This window comes from Nonomuraea sp. NPDC005501 (genome assembly GCF_040605905.1).
GTDB lineage: Bacteria > Actinomycetota > Actinomycetes > Streptosporangiales > Streptosporangiaceae > Nonomuraea.
The window spans coordinates 1-16,153 of the sequence record NZ_JBEXDT010000138.1; the positions used below are offsets into that span (position 1 = coordinate 1).

Consider the following 16,153-nt stretch of genomic DNA (forward strand, 5'->3'; position numbering starts at 1 on the left):
GGTCACGCGGCGCCGCCGCTCACCCGTGCGCCGGGCCAGCGCCGCGCCCAGCACGGCCAGGTCGATCGCGTCGCCGGCCACCCTGGTCCACGCCCACCGCGCCGGGGTACGGCCGCCCAGCAGCATGCCCGCGTGCAGGAGCTCCCGCCCGCCGACGAGTCTCGTGACGCCCTTGGCCGCCGGGGAGTCGTCGACGCCGGCCAGACGCGTGACGGCGTCGGTCGCCGCCAGTTGCGCCGTGCCCAGCGCCAGACTGACCCATCCCAGGGTCCGGGCGAATCTGTCGGTCGTGGTGCTCATGTGTGTCGTCACCGCCGGTCCATCTCCTTTCCGAACGGTCCCTCCCCGAACGGCGCCCGTGACTCCGGGCCTTCTCCGCCCGTACCCGGATGCCCAGGGGTGACACGGTGCGGGATGGATCGGGCCGAACGCCCGTGAGGCGGGACTGCTCAGAGGGCGTCAGCCGCGCAGGAGGGCGAGGGTGCGGGCCTGCTCGCTCGCCTCGCTCGCCGACGTCCCACCCGCGACCGGGCCGCGGCTGGAGCCGGCGCGGGAGACCGACACCCTGCTGGGCGGCCTCGTCCGGCAGGCCCAGGAGGAGGGCGGCGTGCGCCGCGACATCACCCCGCAGGACGTGCTCGACCTGCCCAACGTGGCGATCTGCCGTCCCGGCGCCCGGCCTGACGACCCGCTCACGACCGTCCTGCTCGACGGGCTCAGGGCCACCCGTCCCCTGAGACGGCGCGACCGGAGGCCGGAAGTTCACCCGGCCTCCACCCGGCGGTCCGGATGTCCCGGTCAGGCGGGGTAGGGGGTGGGCATGCGCTACCACGCACTGGCCTGCGACTACGACGGGACCCTCGCCAGGAACGGCCGGGTCGAGCCGGAGACGGTCGAGGCGCTGGAGCGGCTCTCCCGGGCCGGGGTCAAGCTGCTCATGGTGACCGGGCGCGAGCTGGAGGACCTGCTGGAGGTCTTCCCGGACGCCGGGGTGTTCGACCTCGTGGTCGCCGAGAACGGCGGCCTGCTGTACGACCCCGCGCAGCGGCACGCCGAGCCGCTGGCCGCCGCGCCGCCGCCCGAACTCGCCGAGCGGCTGCGCGCCGAGGGGGTCAGCCCGCTCGGCGTCGGACGGGTGCTGGTCGCCACGAGGACCCCGTACGACGTCCAGGTCCTCGCCGCGATCCGTGACCTGGGCCTGGAGCTACAGGTGATCTACAACAAGGGCGCGGTCATGGTGCTGCCCCCAGGAGTGAACAAGGCGAGCGGCCTGGCCGCCGCTGCCGAGCGCCTGGAACTGTCGCCGCGCAGCGTCGTCGCGGTCGGCGACGCGGAGAACGACCACGCCTTCCTCACCGCCGCCGAGTGCGGGGCCGCCGTCGCCAACGCCCTGCCCTCGCTCAAGGACACCTGCGACGTGCGCCTGGCGGGCGAGGCCGGCGCCGGGGTGAGGGAGCTGGCCGGGCTGATGCTGTCGGGCGAGCTGGACGCCGTGGAGGTGCCCCGCAGGCACATCCTCCTCGGCGACGCCGACGGCGACAGCGACGCCGATGACGGCGACAGCGGCGGTGAGGTGCGGCTGCCCCCGTACGGGGTGGGGATGATGGTGGCCGGCCCGTCCGGGAGCGGCAAGTCAACGGTGACCACGGCGCTGCTGGAGCGGCTGGTCGGCGCCGGCTACCAGTGCGTGATCGTCGACCCGGAGGGCGACTACGCCGACTACCCCGGCGTGATCGTCCTCGGCGACCCGGAGCGGGTGCCCGCCGTCGAGGAGGTGCTGCACGCGCTGCGGCTGCCGGATCACAGCGTCGTGGTCAACCTGATCGGGCTGCGGCTGCGGGACCGGCCCGCGTACTTCGCCGAGCTGCTGCCCCGCCTCGCCTCCCTGCGGGCCGGGCTCGGTCACCCGCACTGGGTCGTGGTCGACGAGGTCCACCACGTGATGCCCGCCGAGCTGAGGCACGTGCCGTTGCACGCGGCCGGGGACGTCGGCTCGCTGCTGATGATCACCGTTCATCCCGACGCGGTGAGCCCGGCCGCCCTGCGGCTCATGACCTCCGTCCTGGCCGTGGGCCGGGACCCCGCGGCCACGCTGGCGGCCTTCGCCACCGCCGCCGGGTACGACCCGCCGCGCGCGGGGTCGCCGCGGGACGGCGACCTCGCGCTGTGGCGGGTCGGCACGGAACGGGCGCGGCGCGTCACGCCGGCGCCCGGCGAGGTGGAGCGGACGCGGCACCGGCGCAAGTACGCGGCCGGCACCATGTCCAAGGACAAGAGCTTCTACTTCACCGGCCCCGAGGGACGGCTGCGGCTGCGGGCGCGCAACCTGCACACGTTCGTCGAGCTGGCCGAGGGCGTGGACGACGAGACGTGGCTGCACCACCTGCGGCGGGGCGACTACTCCACCTGGATCCGCGAGAGCCTGGGCGACGCGGACCTGGCGGACGAGGTCGCGGAGGCGGAGCGGGACTGCCGTGAGGAGCCGGAGTCCGGGCGGCGGCGGATCGCCGGCCTCATCGCCGACCGCTACACGCTGCCCGCCGAGCCCACCGACTACGACCCCGACCACGACGACACCTGAGAACGACACGCCCAGGCGTTCAGGCCATGGCGGCCAGGCGGGCCCGTACCCGGGCGATGACCTCCTGCGGCATCGGGGCGTAGCCGAGCAGCGACAGGTACGACTGGCCCGCGTTGCCCGCCGCGTACCGCAGGAAGCTCCGGGTGAGCGGCGCCGCCCCCCGCGCGCAGACGATCTCGTAGGTGACCACCACGATCGGGTAGGCCCCCCGCCTCCTGCCCGTGTAGTCGAGTGTCATCACCAGGCCGCCGCCTCCGTCGTCAATCCGGGCGTTCTCCAGCCCCTGGGTCGCGCCCTCGGGTGACAGCGCGACGAACTCGCCCGCGCCGTTGCGGACCCTCGCCGTGGCCAGCCCCGCGCGGCCCGCGAACCCGTACTCCACGTACCCGATCGACCCCCAGCCGTCCCGGATGGCCCTGGCCATGCCGTCGGAGCCCTGGACACCGCGTCCCGCCACCGGCCACGTTCCCCACGACCGGTGTGACGGGGAGCCGCCCGCGGCCAGGTAGGCGGCGAAGCCGTGGCTCGTGCCCGAGTCGTCGGAGCGGTGGAGGACCTCGATGTCCCTCTGGGGGAGGTCCGCGCCGGGGTTCTCCGCGGCGATCGACGGGTCGTCCCAGGCGGTGATCCGCCCGCCGAACACCCCGGCGAGGGTGCCGGGCGACAGCCTCAGGCCCGGCACGGACGGCAGGTTGTAGGCCACCGCGATCGGGCCCGCCACCATCGGCAGGTGCAGCGCCCGGCCGCGGCACCTGCTGTCGGCCGCCGCCTGCTCCTGAGGGTTCATCGCGCGGTCCGAGCCCGCGAACGCGGTGGCGCCCCCGATGAAGTCGCGCACCCCGGCGCCGGAGCCGTTGGCCCGGTAGCCGATCCTCGTGCCGGGATGGATCGCCTGGAAGTCCGCCCGCCAGGCGTTCATCGCCGTGAGCTGCGCCGTCGAGCCCGACGCGACGATCGTGTCCGTACGGTCCGAGGCGGTCGCGGTCGTCGCGGGCAGGCTCCGCAGCACGTGAACCGTCAGCCCGGCGGCGGTGAGCAGCATGGACAGGAGCATCGCGGTCATCTTCGACACATATGCGAGGTTATGAAGGCGTCATGACCGAAGGGTGAACCCTCGTGCAGGTCGATCAGAAAGAAAGCCCAGCATGTGGTCAAGACTTGGACAAGATCCGGCTCGGGTGGCGTGGCGAGCGAGCGTGTCACGGTGATCGCCGCGCCCCGCGACCCGCACCGGACGACGCCGGCGGGGCCGGAGGCGACAGGGCTGGAGCCGGCGGGTTCAGTGGCCGGCGCCGGCCAGGTTGAGGCCGACGACGCCGCCGAGGATGAGGGCGATCGACACGATCTTGAGAAGGGACGCGTCCTCGCCGAGGGCGACCATGCCCAGGACGGCGGTGCCCACCGCGCCGATGCCCGTCCACACCGCGTAGGCCGTGCCGACCTCCAGGCTCTTCAGGGCGAACGCGAGCAGGGCGAAGCCGGCGACCGCGAAGACGCCGAAACCGATGCTCGGCAGCAGCGACGAGAACCCGTTGCTGAGCTTGAGCGAGTAGGCCATGGCGACCTCGAACAGGCCGGCGGCGACGATCATGAACCAGGCCATGACGGCTCCTCTCTGGGAGCGTCGTCTTGTCAGGCCGGGTACGGCGCGTCTCGTCCGGGCGGGTCCCGCAACGGGCCCGCGTTCAGGGCAACGGCCGGCGGCCCGGCCGCATTCCCCACCCACGGCGGACGCCAGGAATAGATCGGGCCAAACCGGGCAGGACCCCGCTCGTGCCAGGTAGTGGGTGGTTCGCCCGCTGGCCGGTGATCCGGCAGCTCAGGGGCGAGGACGGGCGAGGCGGCGCCGCGCGCTCCGCCCGCACCGACGCGCTCCGGCCCCGCACCGAGGAGGCCGACAAGGTCGCCCGCTCCGTCTGCCCGTACTGCGCGGTCGGCTGCGGCCAGCTCGTCTACGTCAAGGACGGCCGGGTCACCCAGATCGAGGGCGACCCCGACTCGCCGATCTCGCGCGGGCGGCTGTGTCCGAAGGGCTCGGCCAGCAAGCAGCTCGTGACCCATCCTGGCCGCCGGACGCAGGTGCTCCACCGCAGGCCGTACGGCACGGGATGGGAGCGGCTCGACCTGGCGACCGCGATGGAGATGATCGCCGACCGGGTGGTGCGCACGCGGCGGGAGACGTGGCAGGAGACCCACGAGGGCAGGGTCGTGCGCCGCACGATGGGCATCGCCGGCCTGGGCGGGGCGACGCTCGACAACGAAGAGAACTACCTGATGAAGAAGCTCTACACCGCCCTCGGCGCCATCCAGGTGGAGAACCAGGCCCGTATTTGACACTCCGCCACCGTCCCCGGTCTGGGGACCAGTTTCGGGCGTGGCGGCGCGACCACCTTCCAGCAGGATCTGGCGAGGGCGGACTGCATCGTCATCCAGGGCTCCAACATGGCCGAATGCCACCCCGTGGGCTTCCAGTGGGTGATGGAGGCCAAGCAGCGGGGCGCCCGGGTCTTCCACGTGGACCCGCGCTTCACCCGCACCAGCGCGGTGGCCGACCGGCACCTGCCGATCCGCGCGGGCAGTGACATCGTCCTGCTCGGCGCGCTGATCAACCACGTGCTGGAGAACGGGCTCGACTTCCGCGACTACGTGCTGGCCTACACCAACGCCGCCACGATCGTGTCGGAGGACTTCCGCGACACCGAGGACCTCGACGGGCTGTTCTCCGGCTGGGACCCGGAGAGCGCCACGTACGACCCGAGCAGCTGGGCCTACGAGTCCACGGGCGAACCGGCAGCGGACGAGCACGCCGAGGGCGGCCCGCGGCATGCCGCCGCGGCGGGGGCCGACACCTACGGCGCGGGCGGCGCCGGCGCGCACCCCAGCCCGAGAACCGACCCGACGCTGACCGACCCGCGCTGCGTCTACCAGATCCTCAGGCGGCACTTCGCCCGCTACACCCCGGAGCTGGTCGAGCGGCTGTGCGGCATCTCCCGGGACGGCTTCGCCGAGCTGGCCGAGGCCGTCACCGCCAACTCCGGCCGGGAGCGCACCACCGCCTGGGTCTACTCGGTCGGCTGGACCCAGCACACCGTCGGCGCGCAGTACATCCGCACCGCCTCGATCCTGCAGCTCCTCCTCGGCAACATGGGCCGGCCCGGCGGCGGCATCATGGCGCTGCGCGGTCACGCCAGCATCCAGGGCTCCACCGACATCCCGACGCTGTTCAACATCCTGCCCGGCTACCTCGCCATGCCCGACGCCCACCGGCACGACGACCTGAACCACTACCTGCGGAGCGAGGGCGGCGAGACCGGCTTCTGGGGCAACCGGCGCTCGTACCTGGTGAGCCTGCTCAAGGCGTGGTGGGGCGAGGCGGCGACCGAGGACGACGACTTCTGCTTCGAGTACCTGCCGCGCCTGACCGGCGACCACGGCCACTACACCACCGTGATGGGCCAGATCGACGGCACCGTCAAGGGCTACTTCGTGATCGGGGAGAACCCCGCCGTCGGCTCCTCCGGCGGCCGGGCGCAGCGCCTCGGCCTGGCCAACCTCGACTGGCTCGTGGTCCGCGACCTGACCCTGGTGGAGACCGCCACGTTCTGGCGGGACGGCCCGGAGCTGGAGACCGGCGAGCTGCGCACCGAGGACATCGGCACCGAGGTGTTCTTCCTGCCCGCCGCCAGCCACGTGGAGAAGGAGGGCAGCTTCACCAACACGCAGCGGCTGCTCCAGTGGCGCGAGAAGGCGCTCGACCCGCCCGGCGACTGCCGCAGCGACCTGTGGTTCTACTACCACCTCGGCAGGCTCGTCAGGCAGCGGATGACCGGCGACGAGATGGACCGCCCGGTACGTGAGCTGACCTGGGACTACCCCGAGCAGGGCGAGCACCGGGACCCCTCGGCCGAGGCCGTGCTCCGCGAGATCAACGGGGTGGGCCCCGACGGGCGGGCTCTGTCGTCGTCCACGGCGCTCAAGCCCGACGGGTCCACCGCCTGCGGGTGCTGGATCTACTGCGGCGTCTACGCCGACGAGGTCAACCAGGCCGCCCGCCGCCGCCCCGGCCGCGAGCAGAGCGTCGTGGCGCCCGAATGGGGCTGGGCGTGGCCGGCCAACCGGCGCATCCTCTACAACCGGGCCTCCGCCGACCCCGACGGGCGCCCGTGGAGCGAGCGCAAGGCGTACGTGTGGTGGGACGCCGAGCGGGGCGAGTGGACCGGCCACGACGTGCCCGACTGCGAGATCGGCAAGCCGCCCGGCTATGTGCCGCCGGAGGGCGCGCGGGCCGAGGCCGCGCTCGCCGGCACCGACCCGTTCATCATGCAGTCCGACGGCAAGGGCTGGCTGTACGTGCCGGCGGGGCTCGCCGACGGGCCGCTGCCCGCCCACTACGAGCCGCACGAGTCGCCGGTCCCCAATCCGCTGTACGGCCAGCGGGCCAACCCCGCCCGCCGCACCTACGACCGCCCCGAGAGCCCGTACAACGCGCCGGGGCCGGCCTTCCCGTACGTGCTGACCACGTACCGGCTGACCGAGCACCACACGGCGGGCGGCATGAGCCGGCCGCTGGCCTACCTCGCCGAGCTGCAGCCCGAGCTGTTCTGCGAGATCGACCCGCGGCTCGCGGCCCGCCTGCGGCTGGCCGACGGCGACTGGGCCACGATCGTGACCAGCCGGGCCGTCCTGGAGGCCAGGGTGCTGGTCACCGGGCGCATGAAGCCGCTGCGCGTCGAGGGCAGGGTGATCCACCAGGTCGGGCTGCCGTACCACTGGGGGTGGGGCGGCGGCGGCCTGGTCACCGGCGACGTCGTCAACGACCTGACGCCGCTGGTGCTCGACCCGAACGTCTACATCCAGGAGGGCAAGGCGATGACCTGCGACGTACGGCCGGGCCGGCGGCCGAGGGGCCGGGCGGCGCTCGACCTGCTGGAGACGTACCGCCATGGCTGAGCGGATGGGGTTCTTCACCGACACCAGCGTCTGCATCGGGTGCAAGGCGTGCGAGGTGGCCTGCAAGGAGTGGAACCAGCTGCCCGACGACGGGTTCGTCTTCGAGGCCACCTCCTACGACAACACCGGCATGCTGGGCGCGAGCACGTGGCGACACGTGGCGTTCATCGAGCAGTCGCGCCCGGTGGCCGTCCACGGCGACCAGGCCGGCGACGGCGACGGCGACGGGGTGGACCGGTGGCTGATGTCCTCCGACGTGTGCAAGCACTGCACGCACGCCGCCTGCCTGGACGTCTGCCCGACGGGGGCGCTGTTCCGCACCGAGTTCGACACGGTGGTGGTGCAGGCCGACATCTGCAACGGTTGCGGCTACTGCGTGCCCGCCTGCCCGTACGGGGTCATCGACCGGCGGGAGGACGACGGGCGCGCCTGGAAGTGCACGATGTGCTACGACCGGCAGCGCGGCGGCCTCGAACCGGCCTGCGCCAAGGCGTGCCCCACCGACTCGATCCAGTTCGGGCCCCTGGACGAGCTGCGGGAGCGCGCCGAGGAGCGGGTGACGCGGCTGCGCGCCGACGGCCACGAGGAGGCCCGCCTGTACGGCGAGAGCCCGTCCGACGGGGTGGGGGGAGCGGGGGCGTTCTTCCTGCTCCTGGACGAGCCCGAGGTGTACGGCCTGCCGCCGGACCCGGTGGTGACCACGCGTGACCTGCCGGCGATGTGGCGCTGGGCGGGCGCGGCGGCTCTGTCCACGGCGGGCACGGTGGCCCTCGCCTTCCTGGGGTCGCGACGGGCCCTTCCCGGGCGCGGTGCCCGGTGAAGGGCGAGAAGGCCGTCGTGCCGGAGGCCGAGTTCCGCTCGTACTACGGCCGCCCGGTGATCAAGGCGCCAGTCTGGCACGAACCCCACATGCCGACATATCTCTATCTGGGTGGTATGTCTGGCGTGTCATCGTCGATGGCCGTCATGGCCCGGCTCACCGGCAACCCGCGCCTCGCCCGGACCGCCCGCGTCGCCGCGGCCGTGGGAGCGGCCACCGGCGCCGCCCTCCTCGCCGCCGAGCTGGGCAGACCCGAGCGGTTCCTCAACATGCTGCGCGTCTTCAAGCCCACCTCGCCGATGAGCGTCGGCTCGTGGATCCTGGCCGCCCAGGGCGGGCTGTCGGCCGCCGCCGCCACCTCCGACCTGACCGGCGTCCTGCCCGCAGCCGGGGACGCGGCGCTCCTGGCCACCGCGCTGACCGGCCCGCTGACCGCCACCTACACCGCCGTCCTGGTCGCCGACACCGCCGTGCCCGCCTGGCACGAGGCGTACCGGGAGCTGCCGTTCCTGTTCGCGGGCAGCGCGATGGCCGCCGCCGGGGGAGTCGCCATGCTGGCCACGCCGAGGGCCCAGGCCGGTCCGGCGAGGGCGGTGGCGGCGCTGGGCGCCGCCGTCGAGACTGCGGCGGGCACGGTCATGGAGCGGCGGCTCGCCATGGCGGGCCGCCCGTACCAGGAGGGGCGGGCGGGCCGCCTCATGGGGACCGCCCGGATGCTGACGGCCGGGGGAGGGCTGCTCGCGGCGGTCGCCGGGCGCAGCCGCGTGCTGACCGCGTTGTCCGGCCTCGCCCTCACGGCGGGCTCCCTGTGCACCCGCTTCGGCGTCCTGGAGGCGGGCCGCGCCTCGGCCGCCGACCCCGCGTACACGATCGTGCCCCAGCGCGAGCGCCTCGACGCCGCCTCCTGACGGCCTGGACCGGCGGACCCGCACCCGCGACCAATGGCATCAGGGCCACCAGCATGGTCCTCGCGAGGACGCGCTACGCGCGAGGCGGCTCGGGCCGCGTCCAGCGGGGGGCCGAGCCCCCCGCACCCCCAGGCAGGGGTCCTCCGGCCCCCTGCACCCCCGAGCCTGGGCCGAGTACCGCATGGTGAGGGGGATGAACCGGGGATCGCGCTGCAGGCTGATGGTACGACAATTCGTACAGGTGCCCGCCCCTGATCAGAACCGACACTTCGAAGGGCCGCTCATCGTCGCTGTAGACGACAGGGAACTGGCGGAACACAGGCACGTCAGGTGGAAGATCCACCTCTTGTTCGCGCGTGCCGCCGGTTCACGACCGGCAGTTCACGGACACTGCGTCTTCTGCGGCAGCACCCCGATCGTGAGGTCCACCAGGCTTCCCGGAGGGGTCAGCGTGCCGGCAGCCGGGGTCTGATCGGAGACGGTGTTGTTGTGATTGCACGTCTTGTCGACGACCTTGTTCACCCTGCCGACGACGAGGCCCGCGGAGTTCAGGATCGACGTGGCCGCGTCCTTGGTCTCGTCGAGCACGTTCGGCACCCGCACCACGTTGAGCTTCTGCCAGGTCGAACCGTTGGACCACCTGATGGTGCTCGGCGCCTGCACTTTGGCGGTGTACGTGGCGTCGTCGGGGAAGGTGACCAGGATGGTGTCGCTGTTGATCACGACACCGGTGGCGGTCGGACGGTGCTGGGAGGACATGTCCACCGTCAGGATGTCGTTGACGTCCGAGATCACCGGCCGCGCGGACCCCCCGTCGGTGAACGTGCCGTTGACGTCGAACACCAGCGGTGTCGCTGCGGCGTCGGCGGCTCCTGCTCCTGCCATGGTCAGGGCGGTGGCCAGGGCCGCCGCCAGCGCCCCTCCGAGGATCTTGTTGTGGACTCGCACGACTGCCTTCCCTCTGGGGCCCGGTCCAGATGTGAGCGGGTATGGGCCCCGATTCACCGCGTCACGGTCGGTCACGATCAGCATGGGCGGCTGCGTGACCCGGCCGCCATACGAGGGTCTGCGTATGCCGCAAGGCCCTGGCAGCCGCATACTCTGAATGCGGCCTGCGGGTGAAGGGGGAACCTGATGGGGAGCTCGTCATCACTCAGCGATCTGGATCTGCGCACCTTGGCGGGGATCGTCAGCGAGGACCGCACCGATGTGCCGGCGCAGGGGCTGCCACCGTCTCTGCTCAGTGACCTGATGGGCCAGATCCGCTGTGACGAGCTGACCGTCGCAGGCTTCGACAGTCACCGGCAGGCGTGGTGGATGGCGCAGGTCGGCCCTGGTGGTGACGAGACGACCGATGAGGGCGCCGACGCGACGCACTGGGAACACTACTGGGACTGCCGGCCCTGCAGTTACCCCGACCGCAGCGGCGACCTGCGCAGCGTCGTGACGATCGCCGACTTCTACTCGGCCAGACAATGGCACAGCACCGGCATGTACGGCGACTATTTCCGGCCTCTGGGGATCGAGCACGAGCTCATGCTCTGCCTGCCCGCCGGGACGCCCGGGACCGGCGGGCTCGGCCGGACCTTGCGGATATTCCTGTTCCGTGGGCCCGGCCCCGACTTCTCCGAGCGCGACCGCGCGCTGCTCACGTTGCTGCGGCCGCACCTGCACGAGGCCTACCTGGACGCCGAACGGCGCCGGCATCCCGCTCCCCGGCTCACGCCCCGGCAGTGGCAACTGCTGCACCTGCTCGCCGCGGGACACACCAACCTCCAGATCGCCCGCCGGCTGGGCGTGTCCGAAGGAACCGTGCGCAAGCACCTGGAGAACGCCTACCGGCGGCTGCAGGTCTCCAACCGCATGGAAGCGGTCACCCGCGCGTTCCCGGAGGGAGTCGTGAGCTGTCTTCCCGGTTCGGAAGGCGATCCGGGACACGTGCGGAGTGCGTGAGTCCGTCAGGCGGCCCTGGCCTGGCGGCGGTAGCCGCCGGGGGCGATGCCGTACTCCCGCTTGAACGCCCTGGCCAGGGCGAACTCCGTGCTGTAGCCCGTCCGGGCGGCGACGGTGAGCAGCGGGACGTCGGAGTCGCGCAGCAGCTTGGCGGCCAGCGTCAGGCGCCAGCGGGTCAGGTAGGCCATGGGCGGTTCGCCGACCAGGGTGGTGAACCTCCTGGCGAAGGCGGCGCGGGAGAGCCCGGAGCGTACGGCCAGGGACTCCACCGTCCACGGAGCCGAGGGGGTGTCGTGGACGGCCGCCAGCGCCGGGGCGACCGCCGGGTCGCGGAGCGCGGCGGACCAGCCTTCCGCTTCGGCGGGCTGGTCCTCCAGCCAGGCGCGCAGGATGTACAGCAGCAGCGAGTCGATCAGCGCAGGCACGATGCCTTCCGAGCCGATACGCGGATTCTCCAGCTCCGCGCCGAGCAGCCGCACCACGGCGCTGAGCTCGACATGGCGGCCGTGCCGCGTGCGCAGGTGGACCACCTCGGGCAGCTGCCGGACCAGCGGGTGCGGCCGGGCCATGTCGAGGTGGTAGTTGCCGCACAGCAGGGTGGTGCGCGTTCCGGCGCCGCCGAGCACGACCGACCCGATCGGTGGAGCCTTGGTGTAGCGCTCCGGTCCCGGCACCTCGCCCGGAGTGCTGGGGTGGTCGGCCAGGACGTGGCGGGACCCGCTGCGCAGGAACACCACGTCGCCGACGCCCAACGGGATCGGCTCCAGGCGCGGGGCGTCCACGGGGACGAGCCAGCACGAGCCGTGCAGCACCACGTGGAAGCCGGCGCCCGCGGCGGGCGGCAACCGCAGCCCCCAAGGCGCGTGGCCGTCGGTGCGGACGGAGGTGGGATGCCCGGTCCGCATCGACTCCAGCGCGCCGGCGAGGATGTCCATGTCGTGATTTATACCGTCAGGACGAGCTTTCCGCGGACCTGGCCACCCTCCAGCACTTCGTGCGCCTTCCCGGCTTCCTCCAGCGGAAAGGTCTCCTGGACGTGCGGGCGGATCGCGCCGGCGTCGACCAGCGCGGCGATGGCCTCCAGTGCCGCGTAGTCGGGCTCGACCGACACACCCGCGAAGCGCCGCCCCGCGGCCTCCACCCGCGCGGCGAGCTCCGCGTTCGCGTGCTCCATGATGCTCACGAGGATCCCGCCGGGCTTGAGTACGGCCAGCGAGCTCTCCCCCCGCGCGTTGGAGTCGAAGACGACGTCCACGTCACGGACCGCCTCGGTGAAGTCGACCGTCTGGTAGTCGATCACCTCGTCGGCGCCGAGAGAGCGGACGAACTCGTGCTTGCCCGCGCTGGCCAGCGCGATCACGTACGCGCCGCGGGCCTTGGCGATCTGCACCGCCAGGTGGCCGACCCCGCCCGCGGCCCGGTGGATCAGCACCCGGTCACCCGCCTGGACGCCCGCCGCGTCCACCAGCCCCTGCCACGCGGTGAGCCCGGCCAGGGGAAGGGCCGCGGCCTGGACATGGTCCAGGGACGCGGGCTTGCGGGCCACCTGGCGGGAGGGGGTGGCCACGTACTCGGCGTAGCCGGTCGCGGCGCGGGGGAAGAACGGCATGCCGTACACCTCCTCGCCCACCTTGTACCGGGCGCCGGGAGCGGCCTCCTCCACGACACCGGAGATGTCCCAGCCGACGCCGAACGGCGGCTGACCGAGAAGCGGATAGGCGCCGGACCTCACGGCGACGTCGACCGGGTTCAGCCCGCTGGCCCGCACCCGGACCAGGACCTCGCCCGACAGCGGCTCCGGGCGGTCGGCCTCGACGACGCGCAGGACCTCGGGGCCGCCGAAAGAACTCTGGATGACAGCACGCATGGGGGACGCTCCTCAGATGGTTCGATCTGTCACGGTCGACCCTAGGAACGCCGGACGACGCGAAGAATGGCCGGCTGTCTTCGCCGCATACCCCGGCGTCTCACCCTGTCGTGGGCGCCCGGCGCGGCGGTGTGTCCCACTAGCATGCGGAAAGGAGGAGAACCGGTTTGCCCGGGCTTGACTGACTTTTGGCGAGGAGCGGCGGCATGTTCGAGAAGTTCACCGACCGGGCGCGGCGTGTGGTGGTCCTGTCCCAGGAAGAGGCCAGGATGCTCGCCCACGACCACATCGGCACCGAGCATGTCCTCCTCGGTCTGATCCGTGAAGGCGAGGGCGTGGGCGCCGCGGTCCTCAAGGGTATGGGCCTGACCCTTGAAGAGGTGCGCCGGCAGGTCGAGGAGAGCCAGGGCCGAGGCCGGTCCGCCACGCCGGGGCACCTGGCCTTCACCCCGCCGGCCACCCAGGTTCTCCAGGGGGCGAACCGGGAGTCCTTGCAGCGCGGCCTCGACTACATCGGCACCGAGCACATCCTGCTCGCGCTCGTCCGCGACGGCGAGAGCGTCGCGGCCCGGCTGCTGGTCGGGCTCGGAGCCGACCTCGACCAGGTCGCGCGGACCACGGACGAGCTCGTCCGGCAGTACGTGTCCCGGTAGGGCGCCGGAAGGGTCACACCCCCGGAGGCCGTCACAGGCCGGCGACGTCGTCCCGGAGTGCGGTCAGCGCAGGCGCAGGTGCGGCCCCTCGAAGGGGACGAGTTCGCCGATGACCGGCGCGCCGGGGATCTCGCCGGCCACCAGGAGGCCGCCGGAGGTCTGGGCGTCGGCGAGCAGCAGCAGCTCGTCCTCGCCGTAGCCGCCGGGATCCAGCCGGGGGCGTACCCAGTCGAGGTTGCGGCGCGTGCCGCCGCTCACGTACCCGTCGCGCAGCGCCTCCCGGGCCCCTTCCAGGTACGGCACCGCCGCCACGTCCACCACCGCCGTCACCCGGCCGGCCCTGGCGAGCTTGTAGAGGTGGCCGAGCAGGCCGAACCCGGTCACGTCCGTGGCGCACTCCGCCCCGGCGGCCAGGGCGGCCCGGGACGCGTCGCGGTTCAGCGTGGTCATCGCGGCGACCGCCTGCTCGAACACCTCACCCGTCGCCTTGTGCCGCGTGTTCAGCACCCCGACGCCGAGCGGCTTGGTCAGCGAGATCGGCAGGCCGGGCCGGCCGGCGCCGATGCGCAGCAGCCGCCCCGGGTCGGCCAGGCCCGTGACCGCCATGCCGTACTTCGGCTCGGGGTCGTCCACGCTGTGGCCGCCCGAGACGTGGCAGCCGGCCGCGCGCGCCACGTCCAGGCCGCCGCGCAGCACCTCCTCCGCCAGCTCCAGGGGCAGCCGCTCGCGGGGCCAGCCCAGCAGGTTCACCGCGACCAGCGGCTCCCCGCCCACCGCGTACACGTCCGACAGGGCGTTGGCCGCCGCCACCCGGCCCCAGTCGTACGGGTCGTCCACCACGGGCGTGAAGAAGTCGGCCGTCACCACCACCGCCCGGCCGCCGTCCAGACGCACTACGGCCGCGTCGTCGCCGTCGTCAAGCCCGACGATCAGCTCACCGGCCGGTGACACGGGCGCGGGCGTGCCGGCGAGGGCGGCGACGATGGTCTCCAGCTCGCCGGGCGGGATCTTGCAGGCGCAGCCGCCGCCGTGCGCGTACCCGGTCAGCCGGACCGCGCCCGGTTCCGGGCGGGCCTTGGGCGCAGTGCCGACACTCAAGCCGTTCGAGTCGGTGATGCCGCTCACCTCGCTCATGCCGCGTCGCTTAGGTCGCTTAGGTCGCTTACGTCGCTCATGTCGCTCGTGTCGTCCAGGTCGCCCATGTCGCTCACGCTGGCCTCGCACAGGTCTGTCCGCGTCGGTGTGTGCCGCTTCGACCCGTACCCGCGCGCGGGTAGGTTCTCCCTTGGAGGCGTCTGGGCGCCTGGTGGCCCCCGCGGTCTTCAAAACCGACGAGGCCGAGGTCCTCGGCCTGGCGGGTTCGATTCCCGTCCGCCTCCGCTTATGTTCGGAACGTGGACCTGCGAAGGCGTGTGCCGCGGACCGACGCCGTGCTCGCCGACCCGCGGCTGGCCGAGGCCGCCGGGCGGCTGGGCCGGGCGGTCGTCAAGGAGGCCGTGGCGCGGGCCCAGGAGCGGGCGCGGCGCGGCGAGATCGGCCCCGAGGAGGTGGCCGACGCGGCGGTGACCGCCCTCCCGGCGCGGGCCGCGGGCCTGCGCCCCGTCCTCAACGCGACGGGCGTGCTCGTCCACACCAACCTCGGCCGGGCGCCGCTGTCGGCCGCCGCCGTCGAGGCGATGGCCGCCGCGGCGGGCCACGCCGACGTGGAGTTCGACCTGGCCTCGGGAGCCCGGGCGCGGCGCGGCCGGAGCACGCTCGACGCGCTGGCCCGCGCCGTCCCCGCCGCCGGGGACGTCCACGTCGTCAACAACAACGCCGCCGCGCTCGTCCTCGCGGCCACCGCGCTGGCCGCCGGCCGCGAGATCGTGATCAGCAGGGGCGAGCTGGTGGAGATCGGCGACGGGTTCCGCATCCCCGACCTGCTCGTCTCCACCGGGGCACGGCTGCGCGAGGTCGGCACCACCAACCGCACCTCCGTCCGCGACTACGCGGACGCCGTCGGGCCGGAGACGGGTTTCGTGCTCAAGGTCCATCCGTCGAACTTCCGGATCGAGGGCTTCACCGGCTCCGCCCAGGTTTCCGAGCTGGCCGGGCTGGGCGTGCCCGTCGTCGTGGACATCGGCTCCGGGCTGCTCGCCCGCGAGCCGCTGCTGCCCGCCGAGCCCGACGCCACCGGCATGCTGCAGGCGGGCGCGGACCTGGTGACGGCCAGCGGCGACAAGCTGCTCGGCGGGCCGCAGGCGGGCCTCCTGCTCGGCCGCCACGACCTTGTCGAACGCTGCCGGCGGCATCCTCTCGCCCGTGCGCTGCGGGTCGACAAGCTGACGCTCGCCGCGCTGGAGGCGACGCTGCGCGGCCCCGTCCCCCCGGTCCGGCGGGCGCTGCGCGCCGATCCGGCCGCGCTGGCGGAGCGCGCCGCGG

13 protein-coding genes, 1 tRNA gene, 2 pseudogenes and 1 riboswitch are annotated in these 16,153 nt (G+C 73.3%); of the genes and pseudogenes, 9 read left to right on the top strand and 7 right to left on the bottom strand.

Going from position 1 to position 16,153, the window contains the following annotated elements:
• A pseudogene (locus tag ABZS51_RS39355) lies at positions 1–312 on the bottom strand (cyclase); the annotation flags it as partial.
• Positions 313–481: 169 nt separating this feature from the next.
• On the opposite strand from ABZS51_RS39355, the gene ABZS51_RS39360 reads away from it, so the two are divergent.
• Positions 482–811: a hypothetical protein gene (locus tag ABZS51_RS39360; RefSeq protein ID WP_355452487.1), complete on the top strand. Its 330-nt coding sequence runs from the start codon at positions 482–484 to the stop codon at positions 809–811.
• Between the two features lie 9 nt (positions 812–820).
• Positions 821–2,581 carry an HAD-IIB family hydrolase gene (locus ABZS51_RS39365; RefSeq protein ID WP_355452489.1) on the top strand — a complete coding sequence of 587 codons (1,761 nt, stop codon included), beginning with the start codon at positions 821–823 and terminating at the stop codon, positions 2,579–2,581.
• Positions 2,582–2,600: 19 nt separating this feature from the next.
• Here ABZS51_RS39365 and pstS read toward each other — a convergent pair whose 3' ends face one another.
• Together pstS and ABZS51_RS39375 are read right to left on the bottom strand one after the other, a co-directional pair.
• Positions 2,601–3,644 (bottom strand): phosphate ABC transporter substrate-binding protein PstS, encoded by a 1,044-nt coding sequence (gene pstS, locus ABZS51_RS39370; RefSeq protein ID WP_355452515.1) that lies wholly within the window; start codon positions 3,642–3,644, stop codon positions 2,601–2,603.
• A gap of 216 nt (positions 3,645–3,860) precedes the next feature.
• Positions 3,861–4,184 carry a multidrug efflux SMR transporter gene (locus ABZS51_RS39375; RefSeq protein WP_355452492.1) on the bottom strand — a complete coding sequence of 108 codons (324 nt, stop codon included), beginning with the start codon at positions 4,182–4,184 and terminating at the stop codon, positions 3,861–3,863.
• Positions 4,185–4,199: 15 nt separating this feature from the next.
• Positions 4,200–4,266, bottom strand: a riboswitch (guanidine-III (ykkC-III) riboswitch).
• Positions 4,267–4,354: 88 nt separating this feature from the next.
• Between ABZS51_RS39375 and fdh the strand changes: the two genes are divergently transcribed.
• Genes fdh through nrfD form a run of 3 tightly spaced genes read left to right on the top strand, consistent with a single transcriptional unit; the run spans position 4,355 to position 9,259 of the window.
• Entirely contained in the window at positions 4,355–7,531 is a 3,177-nt protein-coding gene (fdh, locus tag ABZS51_RS39380) for a formate dehydrogenase (RefSeq protein WP_355452494.1), read from the top strand.
• The gene (locus tag ABZS51_RS39385) at positions 7,524–8,351 is read left to right on the top strand and encodes a 4Fe-4S dicluster domain-containing protein (RefSeq protein WP_310714955.1); all 828 of its coding nucleotides are present in this window, start codon (positions 7,524–7,526) and stop codon (positions 8,349–8,351) included. Before fdh ends, ABZS51_RS39385 begins: the two co-directional genes overlap by 8 nt.
• Positions 8,352–8,407: 56 nt before the next feature.
• The gene (gene nrfD / locus ABZS51_RS39390; protein ID WP_355452518.1) at positions 8,408–9,259 is read left to right on the top strand and encodes an NrfD/PsrC family molybdoenzyme membrane anchor subunit; all 852 of its coding nucleotides are present in this window, start codon (positions 8,408–8,410) and stop codon (positions 9,257–9,259) included.
• 381 nt (positions 9,260–9,640) lie between these two features.
• Here nrfD and ABZS51_RS39395 read toward each other — a convergent pair whose 3' ends face one another.
• Positions 9,641–10,207 carry a PASTA domain-containing protein gene (locus ABZS51_RS39395; protein WP_355452497.1) on the bottom strand — a complete coding sequence of 189 codons (567 nt, stop codon included), beginning with the start codon at positions 10,205–10,207 and terminating at the stop codon, positions 9,641–9,643.
• Between the two features lie 186 nt (positions 10,208–10,393).
• On the opposite strand from ABZS51_RS39395, the gene ABZS51_RS39400 reads away from it, so the two are divergent.
• Positions 10,394–11,212: a response regulator transcription factor gene (locus ABZS51_RS39400; protein WP_355452500.1), complete on the top strand. Its 819-nt coding sequence runs from the start codon at positions 10,394–10,396 to the stop codon at positions 11,210–11,212.
• Between the two features lie 5 nt (positions 11,213–11,217).
• On the opposite strand, the gene ABZS51_RS39405 is transcribed toward ABZS51_RS39400, so the two are convergent.
• Both ABZS51_RS39405 and ABZS51_RS39410 read right to left on the bottom strand, forming a co-directional pair.
• Positions 11,218–12,147, bottom strand: coding sequence for an AraC family transcriptional regulator (locus tag ABZS51_RS39405; RefSeq protein WP_355452503.1), 930 nt, complete (start codon positions 12,145–12,147; stop codon positions 11,218–11,220).
• A gap of 8 nt (positions 12,148–12,155) precedes the next feature.
• The gene (locus ABZS51_RS39410) at positions 12,156–13,079 is read right to left on the bottom strand and encodes an NADP-dependent oxidoreductase (protein ID WP_355452506.1); all 924 of its coding nucleotides are present in this window, start codon (positions 13,077–13,079) and stop codon (positions 12,156–12,158) included.
• Between the two features lie 206 nt (positions 13,080–13,285).
• On the opposite strand from ABZS51_RS39410, the pseudogene ABZS51_RS39415 reads away from it, so the two are divergent.
• A pseudogene (locus tag ABZS51_RS39415) lies at positions 13,286–13,711 on the top strand (Clp protease N-terminal domain-containing protein); the annotation flags it as partial.
• A gap of 84 nt (positions 13,712–13,795) precedes the next feature.
• On the opposite strand, the gene selD reads toward ABZS51_RS39415, so the two are convergent.
• Positions 13,796–14,866 carry a selenide, water dikinase SelD gene (gene selD, locus ABZS51_RS39420; RefSeq protein WP_355452509.1) on the bottom strand — a complete coding sequence of 357 codons (1,071 nt, stop codon included), beginning with the start codon at positions 14,864–14,866 and terminating at the stop codon, positions 13,796–13,798.
• Between the two features lie 153 nt (positions 14,867–15,019).
• Here selD and ABZS51_RS39425 point away from each other — a divergent pair.
• Both ABZS51_RS39425 and selA read left to right on the top strand, forming a co-directional pair.
• A tRNA-Sec gene (locus tag ABZS51_RS39425) sits at positions 15,020–15,113 on the top strand.
• Between the two features lie 13 nt (positions 15,114–15,126).
• A partial coding sequence (selA, locus tag ABZS51_RS39430) for an L-seryl-tRNA(Sec) selenium transferase (RefSeq protein ID WP_355452512.1) occupies positions 15,127–16,153 on the top strand: 1,027 nt, incomplete at its 3' end.

Coding starts and splice junctions, on each gene's coding strand:
- ABZS51_RS39400 (WP_355452500.1), top strand. CDS start 10,394: ATGGGGAGCTCGTCATCACTCAGCGATCTGGATCTGCGCACCTTGGCG.
- pstS (WP_355452515.1), bottom strand. CDS start 3,644: ATGACCGCGATGCTCCTGTCCATGCTGCTCACCGCCGCCGGGCTGACG.
- ABZS51_RS39385 (WP_310714955.1), top strand. CDS start 7,524: ATGGCTGAGCGGATGGGGTTCTTCACCGACACCAGCGTCTGCATCGGG.
- ABZS51_RS39365 (WP_355452489.1), top strand. CDS start 821: ATGCGCTACCACGCACTGGCCTGCGACTACGACGGGACCCTCGCCAGG.
- ABZS51_RS39375 (WP_355452492.1), bottom strand. CDS start 4,184: ATGGCCTGGTTCATGATCGTCGCCGCCGGCCTGTTCGAGGTCGCCATG.
- selD (WP_355452509.1), bottom strand. CDS start 14,866: ATGAGCGAGGTGAGCGGCATCACCGACTCGAACGGCTTGAGTGTCGGC.
- ABZS51_RS39405 (WP_355452503.1), bottom strand. CDS start 12,147: ATGGACATCCTCGCCGGCGCGCTGGAGTCGATGCGGACCGGGCATCCC.
- ABZS51_RS39410 (WP_355452506.1), bottom strand. CDS start 13,079: ATGCGTGCTGTCATCCAGAGTTCTTTCGGCGGCCCCGAGGTCCTGCGC.